This is a genomic window from Streptomyces sp. NBC_01454 (assembly GCF_036227565.1).
Lineage (GTDB): Bacteria > Actinomycetota > Actinomycetes > Streptomycetales > Streptomycetaceae > Streptomyces.
In genome coordinates this window covers 4,720,771-4,736,735 of record NZ_CP109460.1, presented here as the reverse complement: position 1 = coordinate 4,736,735, position 15,965 = coordinate 4,720,771, and the positions used below count along the sequence as shown (strand labels likewise).

Here is a 15,965-nt window from a genome sequence, read left to right as displayed (position 1 = left end):
ATACCGTAGCGCCGATCTGACGATCCGTCAGCAACGAGGGTGACCGGGACGGGAATACGGAGCGCGCACGGAACGTTCGAATCCGTGGCCCCGGGGCACGCCGCCCCGGCCCCGGTCCCGATCAGGCGGGGAGGCTTTGTGCACGGACTGGACCCCTACTGACGGAAGCGGGCGCGACAAGGCAGACTGACCGTTGCGCACAGCGAGGTTGTGCGTACAGCGCGACAGAGGCACACAGCAGGGGGGCACCATGGACGACGGTCCGGGGCGGGAGCGGCTCCGCTTCACCGTGCTCGGTCCCGTACGGGCCTGGCGCGGCGCAACGCCGCTGGCAGCGGGCTCCCCGCAGCAGCGTGCGCTGCTCGCCGCACTACTGCTGCGCGGCGGGCGCACCGCCACCGCGCCCGAACTCGTCGACGCCCTCTGGGGCGACGAACCGCCGCACGCCGCGCTCGCCGCGCTGCGCACCTACGCCTCCCGGCTGCGCAAGGCCCTGGGCGACGACTCCGAGGCCCTGGTCAGCGAGTCCGGCGGCTATGCCCTGCGTCCGGTGGACGGCCGCCCGCTGGACCTCGACCACGACCACGCCGAGCAGTACGCCGCCGAGGCGGAGAAGGCCAAGGCCTCCGGCGACCGCACCCGCGCCCGGGAACTCCTCGACGCGGCCCTGGCGCTGTGGGACGGCGAACCCCTGGCCGGGCTGGCCGGGCCGTACGTGGACACCCAGCGCACCCGGCTGGAGGAGTGGCGGCTCTCCCTCACCGAGACCCGTCTCGAACTCGACCTGGAAGCCGGCTGCCACGCGGAGGTGGTGTCCGAGCTGACCGCGCTCACCGCCGCCCACCCGCTGCGCGAGCGGCTGCGCGAACTCCTCATGCTGGCCCTCTACCGCAGTGGACGGCAGGCCGAGGCGCTCGCCGTCTACGCCGACACCCGCCGGCTGCTCGCCGACGAACTCGGCGTCGACCCCTGCGCCTCGCTCTCCGACCTCCAGCAGCGAATCCTGCGCGCCGACACCGAACTGGACGCGCCGCCGGTCATCGACGACTGTCCCGACACCAGCGACCAGGTCTTCGTGCGCCCCCAGCAGCTCCCGGCCACCGTCGCCGACTTCACCGGCCGCAGCGCCTTCGTCGACGACCTCGGTCGGCAGCTGGCCACCGCCGAGGGCAGCGTGATGGCCGTCTCCGCGCTCACCGGCATCGGCGGCGTCGGCAAGACCACCCTCGCCGTCCATGTCGCGCACGCCGCCCGCGAGCACTTCCCCGACGGACAGCTCTATGTCGATCTACAGGGCGCCGGACAGGCCCCCTCCGAGCCGGAGGCGGTGCTCGGTGCCTTCCTGCGTGCGCTCGGAACCGCCGATTCCGCCATCCCGGACGGCCTGGAGGAACGCGCCGCGCTCTACCGCTCCACCCTCGCCGGACGCCGCGTCCTGGCCCTGCTGGACAACGCACGCGACGCCGCCCAGATCCGCCCGCTGCTGCCCGGCGCGGAAGGCTGCGCCGCGCTGATCACCAGCCGCGCCCGCATGATCGACCTGGCCGGGGCGCATCTGATCGACCTCGACGTGATGAGCCCCGAGGAGGCCCTGACCCTCTTCACCCGCATCGTCGGGGAGGAGCGCGTCACCTCCGAGCGGCAGGCCGCCATGGCCGTCGTCGGCGCCTGCGGCTTCCTGCCGCTGGCCATCCGGATCGCCGCCTCCCGGCTGGCCGCGCGCCGTACGTGGACGGTCTCCGTCCTGGCCAGCAAGCTCGCCGACGAACGCCGCCGGCTGGACGAGCTGCGCGCCGGCGACCTCGCCGTCAAGGCCACCTTCGAGCTGGGATACGGACAGCTGGAGCCCCACCAGGCACGGGCCTTTCGGCTGTTGGGGCTGGCCGACGGCCCGGACATCTCACTGGCCGCCGCGGCGGCCGTCCTCGACCTTGGCATCGATGCCGCGGAGGACCTCGTCGAGTCCCTGGTCGACGCCAGCCTCCTGGAGTCCGCCGCCCCGGGCCGCTACCGCTTCCACGATCTGGTCCGGCTCTATGCCCGGGCCTGTGCCGAGCGGGACGAACAGCCGCCCTCGGAGCGGGAGGCGGCCCTGTCGCGGCTGCTGGACTTCTATCTGGCGACGGCCGCCCGGATGTACGCCCTGGAGCGGCCCGGCGACCGGCTCATCGACCACATGGAGTCCACGAGCTATCCGGGGCTGGAGCTGACGGACCGGCAGCACGCGCTGGCCTGGCTGTTCAGCGAGGCCAGCTGCGTGCTCGCCTGCGCCCGGCACGCCACCGGCCCCGCCTTCCTGCGGCGCTCGGTCGACCTGCTGCTGCTGACCCTGGACCTCGCCGAGTCCGGCGCCGACGCCCGGCAGTACGAGCAGGCCAATGTGCGGCTGCTGGAAGCCGCCCGGGCCGCCGAGGACCAGCACGCCCAGGCCCGGCTGCACACCTCGCTCACCAACGTCCACACCCTCGCCGGACGGCTCGACGAGGCGGACGAGCACGCCAAGTCGGCCATGCTTCTCGGGGTGGCCGTGGGTGACCCCTTCTCGTCGTCCAACGCGCCCAACGACCGGGGCATCATCGCCGGTGAGCAGAAGCGGCACGCGGACGCGGAGGCCTATCTCAACCACGCGCTCACCGCCTTCCGCGCGGACAACAACGAGCAGTCCGAGGCCAGCGCGCTGTGCAACCTCTCCCGGGTCCATCTGGACACCGGGCGCACGGAGAGCGCCATCGAGCTCGCCGAACAGGGCATCGCCATCTATCGCCGGCTCGGCGCCGAACGGCGCCTGGCCAACGGCATGTACGCCCTCGCGCTGGCCTTCACCCTGGCCAACCGCCTGGACGACGCCACCGTTCAGCTGATGAAGGCGCTGACGATATTCCAGCAGAGCCGCCAGCGGTTCTGGGAGGGCATGACGTACTTCCGGCTCGCCGAGGTCGAACTGGCCGGGAACCGACCCGCGGACGCCGCCAACCACGCCGAGCAGGCGCTGACCACGCTGCGCGGCATCGGCGGCGAATGGTGGCGGGCCAACGCCCTGACGACGCTCGGCCGGGCCCTGCACGCCATCGGCCACCCCGGCCGGGCGCGGGTGTGCTGGCAGGAGGCGCTGGCCATCCATGACCGGCTCGGCTCGCCCGAGGCCATCACGGTGCGCTCGCTGCTGGCCCCCATGGCCGCCGCATAACCACAGGTCAGCGACGTAATCGCGGGCGTTTATCGATCGTTCATCGCCGGCGGCCATTCTCTTACCAACCGATCCGCCGCCTCGGGGGGCAAGCGGCTCGGTGACCCGGCCCCACCGTAAGGTGTTCGGCCCTGGTACACCTCTCCGGCGGCCCTCGGGGGAGTCGCCGGCGAGGCGTACTGTACAGCGCCCATACACAGGAGTTGGTCACCGTGAGCACAGAAGAGAGCAACATCCAGCCGACCCAGAAGCCCATCATCAAGCCGATGGACAAACACCGGCCGATCATCGGTGAGGGCACCGCGCCGGAGGCGTCTTCGGCGCCCGCGCCCGGTGTCCTGTCCGCCAAGGACAAGCACAGGCCGATCGTGGACCCGCAGTAAGTTCTGAGCGGGGCACGACGTTTCGGGGGATCGCAGGGGCTGGTTTCGATGGCACGGAGGGGAGCCATCGGGACCGGTCCCTGCGGCGTTTTTTCCTCTCCCCTCCGCCCACGGCACCTTTCACATCCGGAGTGCGAATGAACCGACTCAAGACGGCCCTGGTGACCCTGGCGGTGGCCGCCGCCATATCCGGCGGTGCCGCGGCACCGGCGCTGGCGGACAGCAGCCATCCCGCTCCCGGAGCGGGCCTGACCACCCTGGACCGGCACCGGCCCGTCGTCCCGCAGTAGGCCCCGCAAGAGGCTTCACGACTCTGACGCTCCGTCAGTTCCACTGCTACAGTCGCGCCATCCGGCCCCGGCGAGGTCGCCGGGGCCGGATCACGTTCCGTCCTGCTCACCCCCAGGAGGCGCGCCGTGTTCGAACCCGCCCGTATGCAGTCGCTGTGGGAACTGGTCGAATACCGGGCCAACGCCTCGCGCGGGGCACCGATGTTCTTCGACGAGGGCGGGCGGACGGTCACCTTCGGCGCGGTGCGGGACGAGGCGCTGCGGGTGGCGGCCGGCTTGCGGGACTTGGGCATCGGCCCCCGGACGCGGGTGGCCTGGCAGTTGCCGAGCCGGATCGGGACGGTGGTCCTCTCGTTGGCGCTGGCCCGGCTCGGGGCCGTGCAGATACCCGTCATACCCCTGCACCGGGAACGTGAAGTGGGCTTCATTCTGGCGGAGTCGGCGGCGGAGTGGGTGCTCGTGCCGGGCGTGTGGCGGGGGTTCGACCACACCGCGATGGTGCGCACGCTGGCCGGGGACGGGGTGCGGGTGCTGTCGGTGGACGAGCAACTGCCCGTGGGGGATCCGGCCGGGCTGCCCGGTGCGGTGCCCGGTGGCGACGGGGACACCACGTGGATCTACTACACCTCCGGCACCACGGCCGCCCCCAAGGGTGTCGAGCACACCGACGCCACGCTCATCGCCGGCGGCATCGGGCTGGCCACCGCACTGGGGATGTCCCCGGACGACATCGGCTCGATCGCCTTTCCCTACGCGCACATCGCCGGTCCGGACTACGTCATCGCCATGCTGGTCAGCGGGTTTCCGGCGGTCGTCCTGGACAGCTTCGAGCCGGGGCGGGCGGCCGACGTCTACCGGCGGCACGGGGTGACGATGGCCGGCGGCAGTACCGCCTTCTACCAGGCGTTCCTGGACGAGTCGCGGCGCCGGCGGCAGCGGCAGCCGCAGGCCGGCCGGCTGATCCCCTCGCTGCGGCTGCTGTCCGGCGGCGGGGCGCCGCTGCCGCCGGAGCTCTACCGGGAGGCCGGGCGGGAGCTGAGGTGCGCGATCGTGCACGGGTACGGGATGACCGAGTGCCCGATGATCGCGATGGGCACGCCGTACGACAGCGACGAGCAGCTCGCCCGGACGGTCGGCAGGCCGGTCGTGGGCGCGCGGGTGCGCATAGCCCGGCCGGACGGGTCCGAGGCCGCGGCCGGGGAGAGCGGTGAGGTCACACTCAAGGGCCCGATGCTGTTCCGGCGCTACACCGACCCGGCGCTGACCGCGGCGGCCTTCGATGCCGAGGGCTACTTCCACACCGGTGACCTGGGCGCCGTGCGCCCCGACGGGCACCTGGTGCTCACCGGGCGGCTCAAGGACATCATCATCCGCAAGGGCGAGAACATCTCCGCGCAGGAGATCGAGGATCTGGTGCACACCCATCCGGCGGTGGCCCAGGCGGCGGTGATCGGGCTGCCGGACCGGGAGCGCGGCGAGCGGGTGTGCGCGGTGGTCACCCCCGCCGATCCGGCCGCGCCGCCGCTCACCCTGGACGCGCTGACCGCGCATCTGCGGGCGGCCGGGCTGATGGTCCAGAAGCTGCCGGAGCAGCTGGAGATCACCGGGGAGCTGCCGCGCGGCGGGCCGCTGCACAAGGTGCTGAAGGCGGCGCTGCGGGCGCGGTACACGCAGCGGCATGCGCAGCGGTATACGGAGTAGCCGGGAGTTCCGGGCGGTGTGGCGATGAGTTCCGGGGCCGGGCGGAGTCTTCACTGGGAGTGCGGCGGCAGCTCTGCGCCGGCACGGTCTCTTTGGAACGGAAGGATCCCGGACGATGACCGAGATGACCGAGATGATCGACTTCGCGGCGCAGGCACGGCTGGTGGCGCGGCTCGCGGAAGACACCGACGAGGCGCTGCTGGACGCGCCCACACCCTGTGAGGACTACGCCGTGCGCCATCTCCTGGGGCATCTCGTCGGGCTGGCCGGTGCCTTCCAGGACGTGGCGCGCAAGAACCTCGGCCCGATGACCGGCACCTCCCCCGGTTCGGGGCCCCGGGCCGATGTGGCGCCCGGCTGGCGGGCCGAGCTGGACCGCAACCTCAGCGGGATGACCGAGGCCTGGCGCGACCCGCAGGCGTGGGAGGGGGAGACCCAGGCGGGCGGGGTGACGCTGCCGGGCGCGGTCGCGGGCCGGGTCGCGCTCAACGAGCTGGTCCTGCACGCCTGGGACCTGGCGCGCGCCACGGGCCAGGAGTACGCGCCCGGCCGGGCCGACCTGGACGTCTGCCATGCGCTGCTGTCCGCCTGGGCCGGGGACGGCGGGGCGGTCGAGGCGGGCGAAGGGCCCTTCGGGGCCGTGGTGCCCGTGCCCGAGGACGCGCCGCTGCTCGACCGGGTGGTGGCGCTCAGCGGCCGCCGGCCCGACTGGGCACCCCCGGGGGCGTAGGCCGCTGCGGCGCGCGGATCCGGCCCGGCGGCCGTCGCGTCACGCGGGCGCGGGTCCCTGGACAGCGGTGCGCAGCCGGGTCTTGAGGACCTTGCCGCTGGCGTTGCGCGGGAGCGTGGGGACGAAGGTGACCTCCCGCGGCACCTTGTAGTTGGCCATCTCGCGACGGGACCAGGCGATCAGATCGTCGGCGGTGAGCCGGGAGCCGGCCCGGCGGACCGCGTAGGCCCTGCCGACCTCGCCGAGCCGGGGGTCGGGGATGCCGATGACGGCGACCTCGGCGATGTCCGGGTGGCGGCCGAGGAGTTGTTCTATCTCGGCGGGATAGGCGTTGAAGCCCCCGACGATGAACATGTCCTTGAGGCGGTCGGTGATCCGCAGATTGCCCGCCGCGTCGAGGACGCCGATGTCGCCGGTGCGCAGCCAGCCGTCGTGGGTGAGGGCGCGGGCCGTGCCGGCCGGGTCCTCGAAGTAGCCGGACATCACGTGATAGCCGCGGACCAGGACCTCGCCCGCCTCTCCGGGGGCCGCCGGAGCGCCCGTGGCGTCGACGATCCGGATCTCGGTGCCGGGCAGGGCCCGGCCCGAGGTCGTGGCGATGACCTCGGGCGGATCGCTGCGGCGGCACATCGTGACGATGCCCGAGCTCTCCGACAGTCCGTACGCGGTCAGGACGGTGGAGATCTTCAGCTCGCCGCGCAGCCGCTCGACCAGCTCCAGCGGGACCACGGCGGCGCCGGTGACCACCAGGCGCAGCGCGGACAGGTCGTACCGGTCGCGGGCGGGGTGGTCGAGCATCTGCTGATGGAGGGTGGGCGGGCCGGGGAGTACGGAGATGTGCTCGGCGGCGATGTGGGCGAGCGCGGTCTCCACGCTGAAGACCGGCTGCGGGATCATCGTCGCGCCGCGCAGCAGGCAGGCGATGACCCCGGCCTTGTAGCCGAAGGTGTGGAAGAACGGGTTGACGATCAGATAGCGGTCGCCTTCCCGGAGGCCGGCGAGTTCGCTCCAGACGTCATAGGCGCGCAGCGTCTGCGCATGCGTGATCACGGCGCCCTTGGGGTGGCCGGTGGTACCGGAGGTGAAGATGATGTCCGAGGCGTCGTCGGGGCTCAGGGCATCGGCCCGGGCGCGGACCGTCCCCGCGGGCACCGCCGCACCGCCGGCGAGGAAGTCCGGCCAGCTGACGAAATCGGCGGGGGCGTCGTCGGCGAGCACCACGACCCGCTCCAGCTGCGGGAGTCCGGGCAGCGGGCCGCGGCCGGTGCCCTCCCGGGCGGCGCGTCGCAGCGAGGCGGCGTAGGACGTGCCGAGGAAGGTGCCGGTGACGAAGAGCAGCCGGGCGCGGGTGCGGCGCAGGACATAGGCGGCTTCGGTGCCCTTGAAGCGGGTGTTGACCGGGACGAGGACGGCGCCGGCGGTGACGGCCCCGAGGGCGGCGACGATCCAGTCGAGGGTGTTGGGCGCCCAGACGGCGACGCGGTCACCGGGGAGAACCCCGGAGGCGATACAGGCGGCCGCCGCCCGCTCCACCCGCTCCCCCAGCTCCGCGTACGACACCCGGGTACGGCCCTCGACGACGGCCTCCCGGGGGCCGTACCGCAGGGCGGCCGCGCGCACCAGCCGGGGAATGGCGCCGTACTCCAGGTCGGCCCGCACATCCAGGTCGTCACGCATCGCACTGCCTCCCGGTGAAGAGAGCGGCCCACACCACTAGCTGACTGGGCGTCAGATTAGCGGTAGCCTCCTCCGCTGTCAGCACTGACGACCGACCACGGAGGTGGCGACGGTGGCGACCCTCAAGGACGCGACGGCGATAGCCGGCATCGGGCAGACGCCGTTCGCGAAGCAACTCCCGGCATCCGAGAAGGCATTGGCCTGCCAGGCGATCATCGCGGCGCTGGACGACGCCGGGATCGCCCCCTCGGAGGTGGACGCCTTCGCCTCCTACACCATGGAGGAGACCGACGAGGTCGAGATAGCCAAGGCCATCGGCGCCGGGGACGTCACCCACTTCTCCAAGGTCGGCTACGGCGGCGGCGGTTCCTGTGCGACGGTGGCGCATCTGGCCGCCGCCATCGCCACCGGCCAGGCCAGCGTCGGCGTCGCCTGGCGCTCCCGCAAACGCGGCTCGGGACCGCGGCCCTGGAAGAACACCCGGGCCCAGCTGCCCACCCCGGCGCAGTGGACGCGCCCCTTCGGACTGCTGCGCCCCGCCGACGAGATCGGCCTGCTGGCCCGCCGCTACATGCACGAATACGGCGCCACCCGCGACCACTTCTTCCACGTCGCCCTCGCCTGTCGCAACCGCGCCAACCAGAACCCGGCCGCGATCATGTACGAGCGCCCGCTGACCCGCGAGATGTACATGACCGCCCGCTGGATCAGCGAGCCGCTGTGCCTGTTCGACAACTGCCTGGAGACCGACGGCGCACTGGCCTGTGTCGTGGTCGCGGCCGGGCGCGCCCGCGACTGCCGCCACCGGCCCGTCTACGTCCACGCCGCCGCCCAGGGCCTGCCCGCCCAGCACCACGGCATGGTCAACTACTGGAACGACGACCCGCTCACCGGCCCCGCCTGGACCGCCGCCCGGCAGCTGTGGAAGGGCGCCGACCTGGGCCCGCAGGACGTCGACGTGGCACAGATCTATGACGCCTTCACCCCCCTGATCCCCCTCTCACTGGAGGGCTACGGCTTCTGCGGGCGCGGCGAGGGCGCGGCCTTCACCGAGGGCGGCGCCCTGGAGACCGGCGGCCGGCTGCCGATCAACACCGGCGGCGGCGGCCTCTCGGAGGCGTATGTGCACGGCTTCAACCTCATCACCGAAGGCGTCCGGCAGCTGCGCGGCACCAGCACCGCGCAGGTCCCCGGCGCCGCCACCTGTCTGGTCACCGCGGGCGAGGGCGTCCCCACCTCGGCCCTGCTGCTGAGGAGTTGAGACGCCATGACCACTCGTGAGTCCGCCGGCGGGCCCGTGCGGGAGTCCGTGCGTGCTGCCATGACACCCAGCGTGGCACCCGCCACTGACAACCGGCCCGACGACGGCGCCGGCCTGCTGCTCCCCGTCCCCGACGAGGACGGCGCACCGTTCTGGGAGTACGCCGCCAGGGGCGAGCTGCGCGTCCAGGCCTGCGACGGCTGTGGCGCACTGCGCTTCCCGCCCCGGCCCTGCTGCCCGCACTGCCAGTCCTTCGCCGCCCGCTGGCAGAAGATGAGCGGCCGCGGCCGCATCTGGTCCTACGTGCTGCCGCACCCGCCGCTGCTGCCCGCGTACGCCGCCCTGCCCGGCTACAACGTGATCGTCGTGGAGCTGACGGAGGCCCCGCGCATCCGCCTCGTCGGCAACCTCGTCACCGCCGCCGACGCCCCGCTCAACTCCGTCGCTCCCGCCCGGCTGCGCATCGGCGCCCCGGTGAAGGCCGCCTTCCACACCCTCCCGGAGGGCATGACCGTGCCCCGCTGGCTCCTGGAGCGGCCATGACCCTGCACACCACCGTCAAGGACGGGGTCGCGCTGGTCACCCTCGACCGGCCCGACCGGCACAACGCCCTCGACCTGGACACCGCCGCCGCACTCGCCGCCACCTGGCGGGCGCTGCGCCACGACGACGCCGTACGCGCCGCGGTGCTCACCGGCGCCGGCAGCCGGGCCTTCTGCACCGGCCTCGACCGCTCCGCGCACGTTCCCCAGCCGCCCTCGCCCTACTCGCTGGACGACCCGCTGCTCCACATCGGCCCGAAGGCCAACGACCTGTGGAAGCCGGTGATCGCCGCGGTCGACGGAATGGCCTGCGGGGGCGCCTTCTACCTTCTGGGCGAGGCCGAGTTCCTCATCGCGTCGGAGAACTCCACCTTCTTCGACCCGCACACCACCTACGGGATGGTCAGCGCGTACGAGTCCATCTCCATGGCCCAGCGGATGCCCTACGGGGAGATCGCCCGGCTGGCCCTGATGGGGACGGCGGAGCGGCTGAGCGCACCTCGCGCCTACGCGATCGGCCTGGTCTCCGAGCTGACCGCGCCCGGCGCCGCGGCCGAGGTGGCGCTGCGCCGCGCGGCCGTGCTCGCCGCCCAGCCGACCGAGGCGGTCCAGGGCACCGTGCGCGCCCTGTGGGCGGCCCGGGAGGCGGCCGCGGCACCGGCCCTGGCCCACGCCCCCCAGCTGATCGCGCTGGGCAACCTGCCCCCGGACCGCCAGGCGGAGCTGTTCGCCGCCCGGAAACGGCCCGGCCACGGGGACGGCGGACCCGACGGCGGCCCCCCGGTGAGGTGACCACCGGACCACGGACCACCGCTACGGGGCGGCGCCTACATGCGCGTCTTTTGCGCCCGCGTGATCTGGCAGGTGTACCAGAACTGCCCGATGGAGGACTGGTTGACGGTGTACTTGGCGGTGTACGTCTCGGTGTCACCGGGCCCGACGACGATCGAGCGCTGGTGCAGCCCGTACGCCTTGCCGTCGGCCGGCTTGGCCTTCATCCAGTTGACGGCCATGTCGTAGGAGAAGGAGTCCGTCGTGGACGGATTGGTGATGGAGACCGTGTACGTGAACTGGCGCAGCGAATGGGAGAAGTCGCAGTTGCTGCCCGTGACGTCCGAGCGGCCGTCCGGGTCGTAGGTCTCCTCGGCCGGCGACGGCGAGTAGGTGGGGTCCTCCGACGGGGTCGCGTCCTGCGGGTCGTAGCTGTCGCTCGACGTGGGCGTCGGGGAGGGCGGCAGCACCACGGGGTGCGCCCGGGGGAGGAGACAGCCGCTGAGCGTGGTGGCCGCGACCAGGGTCATGGCGGCCGCGGCCACCGCTCTGCTCCGGGTGCGGGCGCCCCCGCGGCCGGCCGTGCCCGTGCGCATACGCTGCTGCTTCATGCTCCGCTCAATCCCCCGTGAAAACGTCCGATCTCGCCGCCAGACCGCGGCTTGACGCGTGCACGGCACCCTAGCAAGCGCCGGTGACACCCCTGCGAGGCACCGGCCACGCGGGCGGGCGTACTTGTCTCGCGGGCGCGCACACCCAGGCGTAGCGTCGGTCACGGAGGACGACCGGACGACCCGAAGCGAGGCGACGCCCGTGGTGCGCAACGTTCTCGGGTCGCTGATCGCCCTCATCGGAGCGACGGCCGCCGTCTGGAGCCCCTTCCGTCCCTGGTACGACGGCCGTCACGGAAGTGACGTCCGGATCGAGGACCTCTTCCACGGCCTCACCCGCAACGGTGCCGCGCTCTTCGGCTCCCTCCTCCTCCCCATGGCCTTCGCCGCGCTGCTGACCCTGATCGGTGTCGCCCTGCGCTCCCGGCTGCTGGTCACCCTCGCGGGCCTGGTGGTGCTCGGTTTCACGGTCCTGTGGATGGTCCGCCAGGGGCAGGCCGCCACCGAGCTGACGGCCGGCGCCCGCGGTCTGGGCGTGGGTGTGGCCAACGCCCTGGGCGGCGGCTTCCTGCTGCTGCTCGGCGCGCTGGTCATGCGGGGCCGCGGCCGCCGGGTCCTCGACCGCGACGAGGGCGGCCGGGGGTACGACGACCGCGGGTACGACGACCGCGGATATGACGACCGGCGGTATGACGACCGCGGTGATGACGTCGGGTACTACGGACGGCCGCCGTACGACGAGCGCTACGACGCCCCCACGCGCTACCACGAGGACACGCCCTATCCCCCGGGGACGCCCGAACCCTGGGACGCGGGCCGCCCGGGGGCCGAGGAGTGGAACCCGGAGCCGTACCCGACCGGCCCCACCCCCGCCGGACCGCCGGCGGGCCCCGCTCCCGGAGGCCACGGCGGCGGTGCCCACGGGCCGGGCGACGACACCCCCACCGCTCCCCAGCCGGTGCCCCCGCCACCCCCGCCCAACCGGCAGCAGACACCGCCGCCGCCCCAGCAGCCGCAGCAGCCGCAGCAGCCGCAGCAACCTCCGCCGCCACCGCCCACCATGCCGGCCCATCGCCAGCCCCCCACGCCTCCCGTGGAATGGGGCAGGGAACACCGGCAGCCGCGGCCTCACGAGCCCGAGCAGCCCGCGCCGCGGCAGGAACCGGACCGGCCGCCGCGCCGTCAGGAGCCGGGACAGCCTCCTCAGCAGGAACCCGAACAGCCGCCGGAGGACCGGCAGTAGCCGGCCGGGCAGCGGTGACGGCGCCGCGTGCGGCAGCGCCTCATGGCAAGGGCCGCCGGTGCACCGCCCGTCACGGCCGCCGCGTCACGGCCGCCGCGCCAGCCCCGTCCCCTTGGCCGCGTCCAGCGCGTACACGCAGCGGTCCTTGCTGCACGCGTACACCACTCCGCCGACCGCCACCGGGGAGCCGGTGATCTCGCCGCCGGTCTCCAGCTTCCAGCGCAGCTGGCCGCCCATCGCGTCGAGCGTGTAGAGGCAGTGGTCGGCCGAGCCGAAGTGCACCCGGCCCTCCGCGACGACCGGGGCGCCCACGACCTCGGCACCGGCCTGGAACCGCCAGCGCGGGGTGCCGGTGACCGCGTCCAGGGTGTAGAGCGCCTTGCCGCTGCCCAGATGGACCGCGCCGTGCGCCACCAGCACCGGTTCGGTGGACTGCCGCGCCTCGGTGGCGATCCGCCAGCGGTCGCGGCCGTCCGCCGCGTCCAGCGCGTAGACCGTGCCGAGGTAGTCCGCCAGATAGACCCCGCCGCCGGTGACGGCCGGGCCGGGGGCGAAGGCGGGCGGGCTCAGGAACACCGCGGGCGCCTCGAAGTGCCAGCGCACCTCGCCGCGTGCGAGGTCGATCGCCAGGACCCGGGTGCCGGCCACCACGTAGACCGCACCGTCCGGCGCCGGCAGCAGCCGCATCGGCACCCCGCCGCAGGCCGCCGCGTCGCCGACCGGATACGACCAGCGCTCGGCGCCGGTCCGCGCGTCCAGCGCCTTCAGCCGCGCGTCGGCCCAGACGAACACCGTGCCGTCGTGCACCACGGGCCCGGCCTCGGCGCTCTCGAAGTCGGTCTGGACGCCGCCGGTCTCCCACAGCAGTTCGCCGGTGCCGGCCTCCCACGCCTGGACGCCGCCGCCGCGGGTGCTGGTGACGACCGTCCCGTGGTCGACCTTGAGGGCGTAGACCCAGCCCTCGGTGTTCAGCCGCCAGCGGTCGCTGCCGTCCTCGGCGTCCAGCGCGTACAGGCTCGGGCCGTCCGAGGCGTGGATCCGGCCGTCCGCGACCGCCATCGCCCAGGCGACGTCACGGGTCTTGAACTTGCGGCGGCCGCTGGCCACATCGAGCGCGTGCACCTCGAAGGACGTGACGTACAGCAGGTCGTCGGCGACGGCGGGGGTGCCCCAGACGTCGTTCGACATCCGGAACCGCCAGGGGCGCCAGCGGCCCGGCTCGGCGGGCGGTGCCTCGGGCGGAGCGGGCGGCGCGGCCTCACCGCGGGCCGGGCCCTCCGTCGCGGCGCCGGCCGGACCCTGCGGCGGCACACCGGCCGTGGGGGCGCCGGGCGGGCGCACCCAGTTCGTGGCGGCACCGGCCTGAGCGCGCGGCTGCGGGCCCGGGGCGTCGGCGCGCGGACCGGGCCCTATCGGGGCGGGCGAGCCGCCGAGGCGTACGGGGCCGGCCGCGCCGTCCGCGGGGGCGGGCGGGGCGGCCAGGGCGCCGGCGGGCGGCGCCGCGGAGACCGGGGTCACCCGGGCCGTCGAGGCCTCCGGGCCGAGCACCGCGGCCTGCGGCATCGGGCCGGGGTGGGCACCGCGCGGATCGCCGCCGCGGTGCACGCCGGGGCCCGCGCCGAGCCGGCCGCCCCAGCCGGACTCCGCGCCGACGGGGGCGCTCTCGGGCCGCGGCGGCGCCTGGACGGGCTGTGCCGCGGGCATCGGCGGCGACGCGGGCGGGGCCGGCGGCGCGGCCGGTGCGGGACGGCCCGCGACGCGGCCGGAGCCGGCCCGCTGGCCGCCGGCGGGTACGGCGGAGCGCCCGCCCCGCCGGCCCTCGATCAGCGCCACCGCGCCGGCCGGCAGCCAGGCGGAGGCGGTGCCGCTGTCGTCGCTGCCGGAGCCGAAGAGATGCGGTGCGAGCTGGGACTGCAGATCGGCGGGGGACGGCCGCTGGCCGGCCTCCATCTGCATACAGGACTCCATCAGCGGACGCAGTTCGTCCGGCAGTCCGGCCAGGTCGGGGCCCTCCCGCAGCAGCATGAAGACCGTCTCGACCGGGTTGGCGCCGTGGAACGGGGCATGCCCGGTGGCGGCGAAGACCAGCGTGGAGCCGAGGGAGAAGACGTCGCTCGCGCCCGTCACGCTGCGCGAGTCACGCGCCTGCTCGGGCGACATGTAGGCGGGCGTGCCGACGGCCACGTTGGTCATCGTGAGCCGCGTGTTGGACACCCCGGAGGCGATACCGAAGTCGATCACCCGCGGGCCGTCCTCGACGACCAGCACGTTCGACGGCTTCAGGTCACGGTGCACCAGGCCCGCGCCGTGGATGGACTGCAGCGCCTCGGCGATGCCGGCCGCCAGCCAGCGCACCGCCTGGGCCGGGAGCGGCCCGCACTCATTGACTATTTCCTCCAGGGAGGGCGCGGGGACGTAGGCCGTCGCGAGCCAGGGCACCGCGGCGCGCGGGTCGGCGTCCACCACGGCCGCGGTGTAGAAACCGCTGACCGCGCGCGCCGCCTCGACCTCGCGTGTGAAGCGGACCCGGAACAGCTGGTCCTCGGCGAGCTCGGTGCGCACCGTTTTGATCGCCACGCGCCGCCCGGACGCCGAGCGCGCCAGATAGACCAGCCCCATGCCGCCGGCCCCGAGACGGCCGAGCACCTCGAACGGGCCGATCCGCCGGGGATCGTGCTGCGTCAGCTGCTTCAGCTGCTCCACCACTTGCCTGCCACCTCCCCGTGGGGCGTAAAAAAAGAGACTCTCAAGAGCCACGAGCCGCCGAGAGCCACTGCCCCGTGCAGCGTCTCACCGCCTGCGGCACGGACTGCCGAAACGGCCGTACGCGTGCTGATTCTTCCTGGCCGGGCCGACGGTTGCGAACCCGGGGCCTGTCCGCCGTGTCACTGCATACCCCCCGTAGCCCGCACCGAGTCCGTTACCCGAAGTCACCCAACCCCGCCTGACGTGCTCCGATACGTCCGCCGACGGGCGGTTGCCATAGGGGTTACCGGCCGGTTGCGGATGTTCATCGCGAGGTGCCGCCCGATATATGGACGTTCACCATTCCGTTTGACGGGCGTACCACGAAGCGGTTCACACTCTCCGGCACGTGAGGGCCGCGATGGCCGAAAGCACGCCCTTCCCGCGACCGCGCGCCTCTCCCCCACCGGCCATGCCCTCCCCGCCTCGCCCCGGACGTGCGACCCCACGGCCCAATTCTGCGCGGTCGAAAGCCATTTCGGCGCCACCCTCTCCCGATATCGCTCCGCGCGGCGGGTCAGGCAACACACAGTGACGACCGCCACCCCGGCCGTACGCCCACGCTAGCCCCGGTTCGATCGCCCCGCCCGCCGAGTATTCGAAAACCTGAGCGATATCCAGGGGCTGTGCCGGGTCCGGTGAGCGCGAGTGACGCGCGGGGCAGAAGTTCAACTGACAGCCATCGGGATGCACTTGCCGCACGGGCGGTGACCACTTATCCACCAAAGTTGTCCACAGCCTGTTGATAAGACTGTTCACCGGTTCGGACCAAGCCGGGCCGTGCCCGTTGCGGCCGCGGCCGGACCCGCCACCCGCCCCTACGG

At 73.7% G+C, this 15,965-nt stretch carries 12 protein-coding genes; 9 read left to right on the top strand and 3 right to left on the bottom strand.

All coding sequences use genetic code 11. The features are described 5' to 3' along the window. The first annotated feature begins 250 nt into the window (after nucleotides 1-250). The 5 genes from OIU81_RS21065 to OIU81_RS21045 all read left to right on the top strand — a co-directional run bounded on the left by OIU81_RS21065 (nucleotide 251) and on the right by OIU81_RS21045 (nucleotide 6,291). Entirely contained in the window at nucleotides 251-3,187 is a 2,937-nt protein-coding gene (locus OIU81_RS21065; RefSeq protein WP_329150138.1) for an AfsR/SARP family transcriptional regulator, read from the top strand. 212 nt (nucleotides 3,188-3,399) lie between these two features. Then, the gene (locus OIU81_RS21060; RefSeq protein ID WP_329150136.1) at nucleotides 3,400-3,570 is read left to right on the top strand and encodes a hypothetical protein; all 171 of its coding nucleotides are present in this window, start codon (nucleotides 3,400-3,402) and stop codon (nucleotides 3,568-3,570) included. A 137-nt stretch (nucleotides 3,571-3,707) separates the two neighbouring features. Beyond that, nucleotides 3,708-3,860 carry a hypothetical protein gene (locus OIU81_RS21055; protein WP_329150134.1) on the top strand — a complete coding sequence of 51 codons (153 nt, stop codon included), beginning with the start codon at nucleotides 3,708-3,710 and terminating at the stop codon, nucleotides 3,858-3,860. A gap of 126 nt (nucleotides 3,861-3,986) precedes the next feature. Beyond that, nucleotides 3,987-5,561 (top strand): class I adenylate-forming enzyme family protein, encoded by a 1,575-nt coding sequence (locus OIU81_RS21050; protein WP_329150132.1) that lies wholly within the window; start codon nucleotides 3,987-3,989, stop codon nucleotides 5,559-5,561. A gap of 115 nt (nucleotides 5,562-5,676) precedes the next feature. Further along, nucleotides 5,677-6,291, top strand: coding sequence for a TIGR03086 family metal-binding protein (locus OIU81_RS21045; RefSeq protein WP_329150130.1), 615 nt, complete (start codon nucleotides 5,677-5,679; stop codon nucleotides 6,289-6,291). 39 nt (nucleotides 6,292-6,330) lie between these two features. Here the strand turns inward: OIU81_RS21045 and OIU81_RS21040 are convergent, their stop codons facing one another. Then, complete coding sequence (locus OIU81_RS21040) at nucleotides 6,331-7,968, bottom strand: FadD3 family acyl-CoA ligase (protein WP_329150128.1); 1,638 nt, start codon at nucleotides 7,966-7,968, stop codon at nucleotides 6,331-6,333. A gap of 112 nt (nucleotides 7,969-8,080) precedes the next feature. Between OIU81_RS21040 and OIU81_RS21035 the strand changes: the two genes are divergently transcribed. The 3 genes from OIU81_RS21035 to OIU81_RS21025 are packed head-to-tail and all read left to right on the top strand — an operon-like array spanning nucleotide 8,081 to nucleotide 10,563. Next, a complete protein-coding gene (locus OIU81_RS21035; protein ID WP_329150126.1) occupies nucleotides 8,081-9,229 on the top strand; it encodes a lipid-transfer protein in 1,149 nt (382 codons plus the stop codon). A 60-nt stretch (nucleotides 9,230-9,289) separates the two neighbouring features. Then, on the top strand, nucleotides 9,290-9,772 hold the full coding sequence (locus tag OIU81_RS21030) for a Zn-ribbon domain-containing OB-fold protein (RefSeq protein WP_329155260.1): 483 nt from the start codon (nucleotides 9,290-9,292) through the stop codon (nucleotides 9,770-9,772). Then, nucleotides 9,769-10,563 (top strand): enoyl-CoA hydratase/isomerase family protein, encoded by a 795-nt coding sequence (locus OIU81_RS21025; RefSeq protein ID WP_329150124.1) that lies wholly within the window; start codon nucleotides 9,769-9,771, stop codon nucleotides 10,561-10,563. The genes OIU81_RS21030 and OIU81_RS21025 overlap by 4 nt, the downstream gene beginning before the upstream one ends. 35 nt (nucleotides 10,564-10,598) lie before the next feature. On the opposite strand, the gene OIU81_RS21020 is transcribed toward OIU81_RS21025, so the two are convergent. Further along, nucleotides 10,599-11,153 carry a hypothetical protein gene (locus tag OIU81_RS21020; protein ID WP_329150122.1) on the bottom strand — a complete coding sequence of 185 codons (555 nt, stop codon included), beginning with the start codon at nucleotides 11,151-11,153 and terminating at the stop codon, nucleotides 10,599-10,601. Between the two features lie 202 nt (nucleotides 11,154-11,355). Between OIU81_RS21020 and OIU81_RS42370 the strand changes: the two genes are divergently transcribed. Further along, complete coding sequence (locus OIU81_RS42370; protein WP_443074020.1) at nucleotides 11,356-12,396, top strand: hypothetical protein; 1,041 nt, start codon at nucleotides 11,356-11,358, stop codon at nucleotides 12,394-12,396. An 84-nt stretch (nucleotides 12,397-12,480) separates the two neighbouring features. Here the strand turns inward: OIU81_RS42370 and OIU81_RS21010 are convergent, their stop codons facing one another. Then, nucleotides 12,481-15,102, bottom strand: a complete 2,622-nt coding sequence (locus OIU81_RS21010; RefSeq protein WP_329150120.1) for an outer membrane protein assembly factor BamB family protein — start codon at nucleotides 15,100-15,102, stop codon at nucleotides 12,481-12,483. Nucleotides 15,103-15,965: the final 863 nt, after the last annotated feature.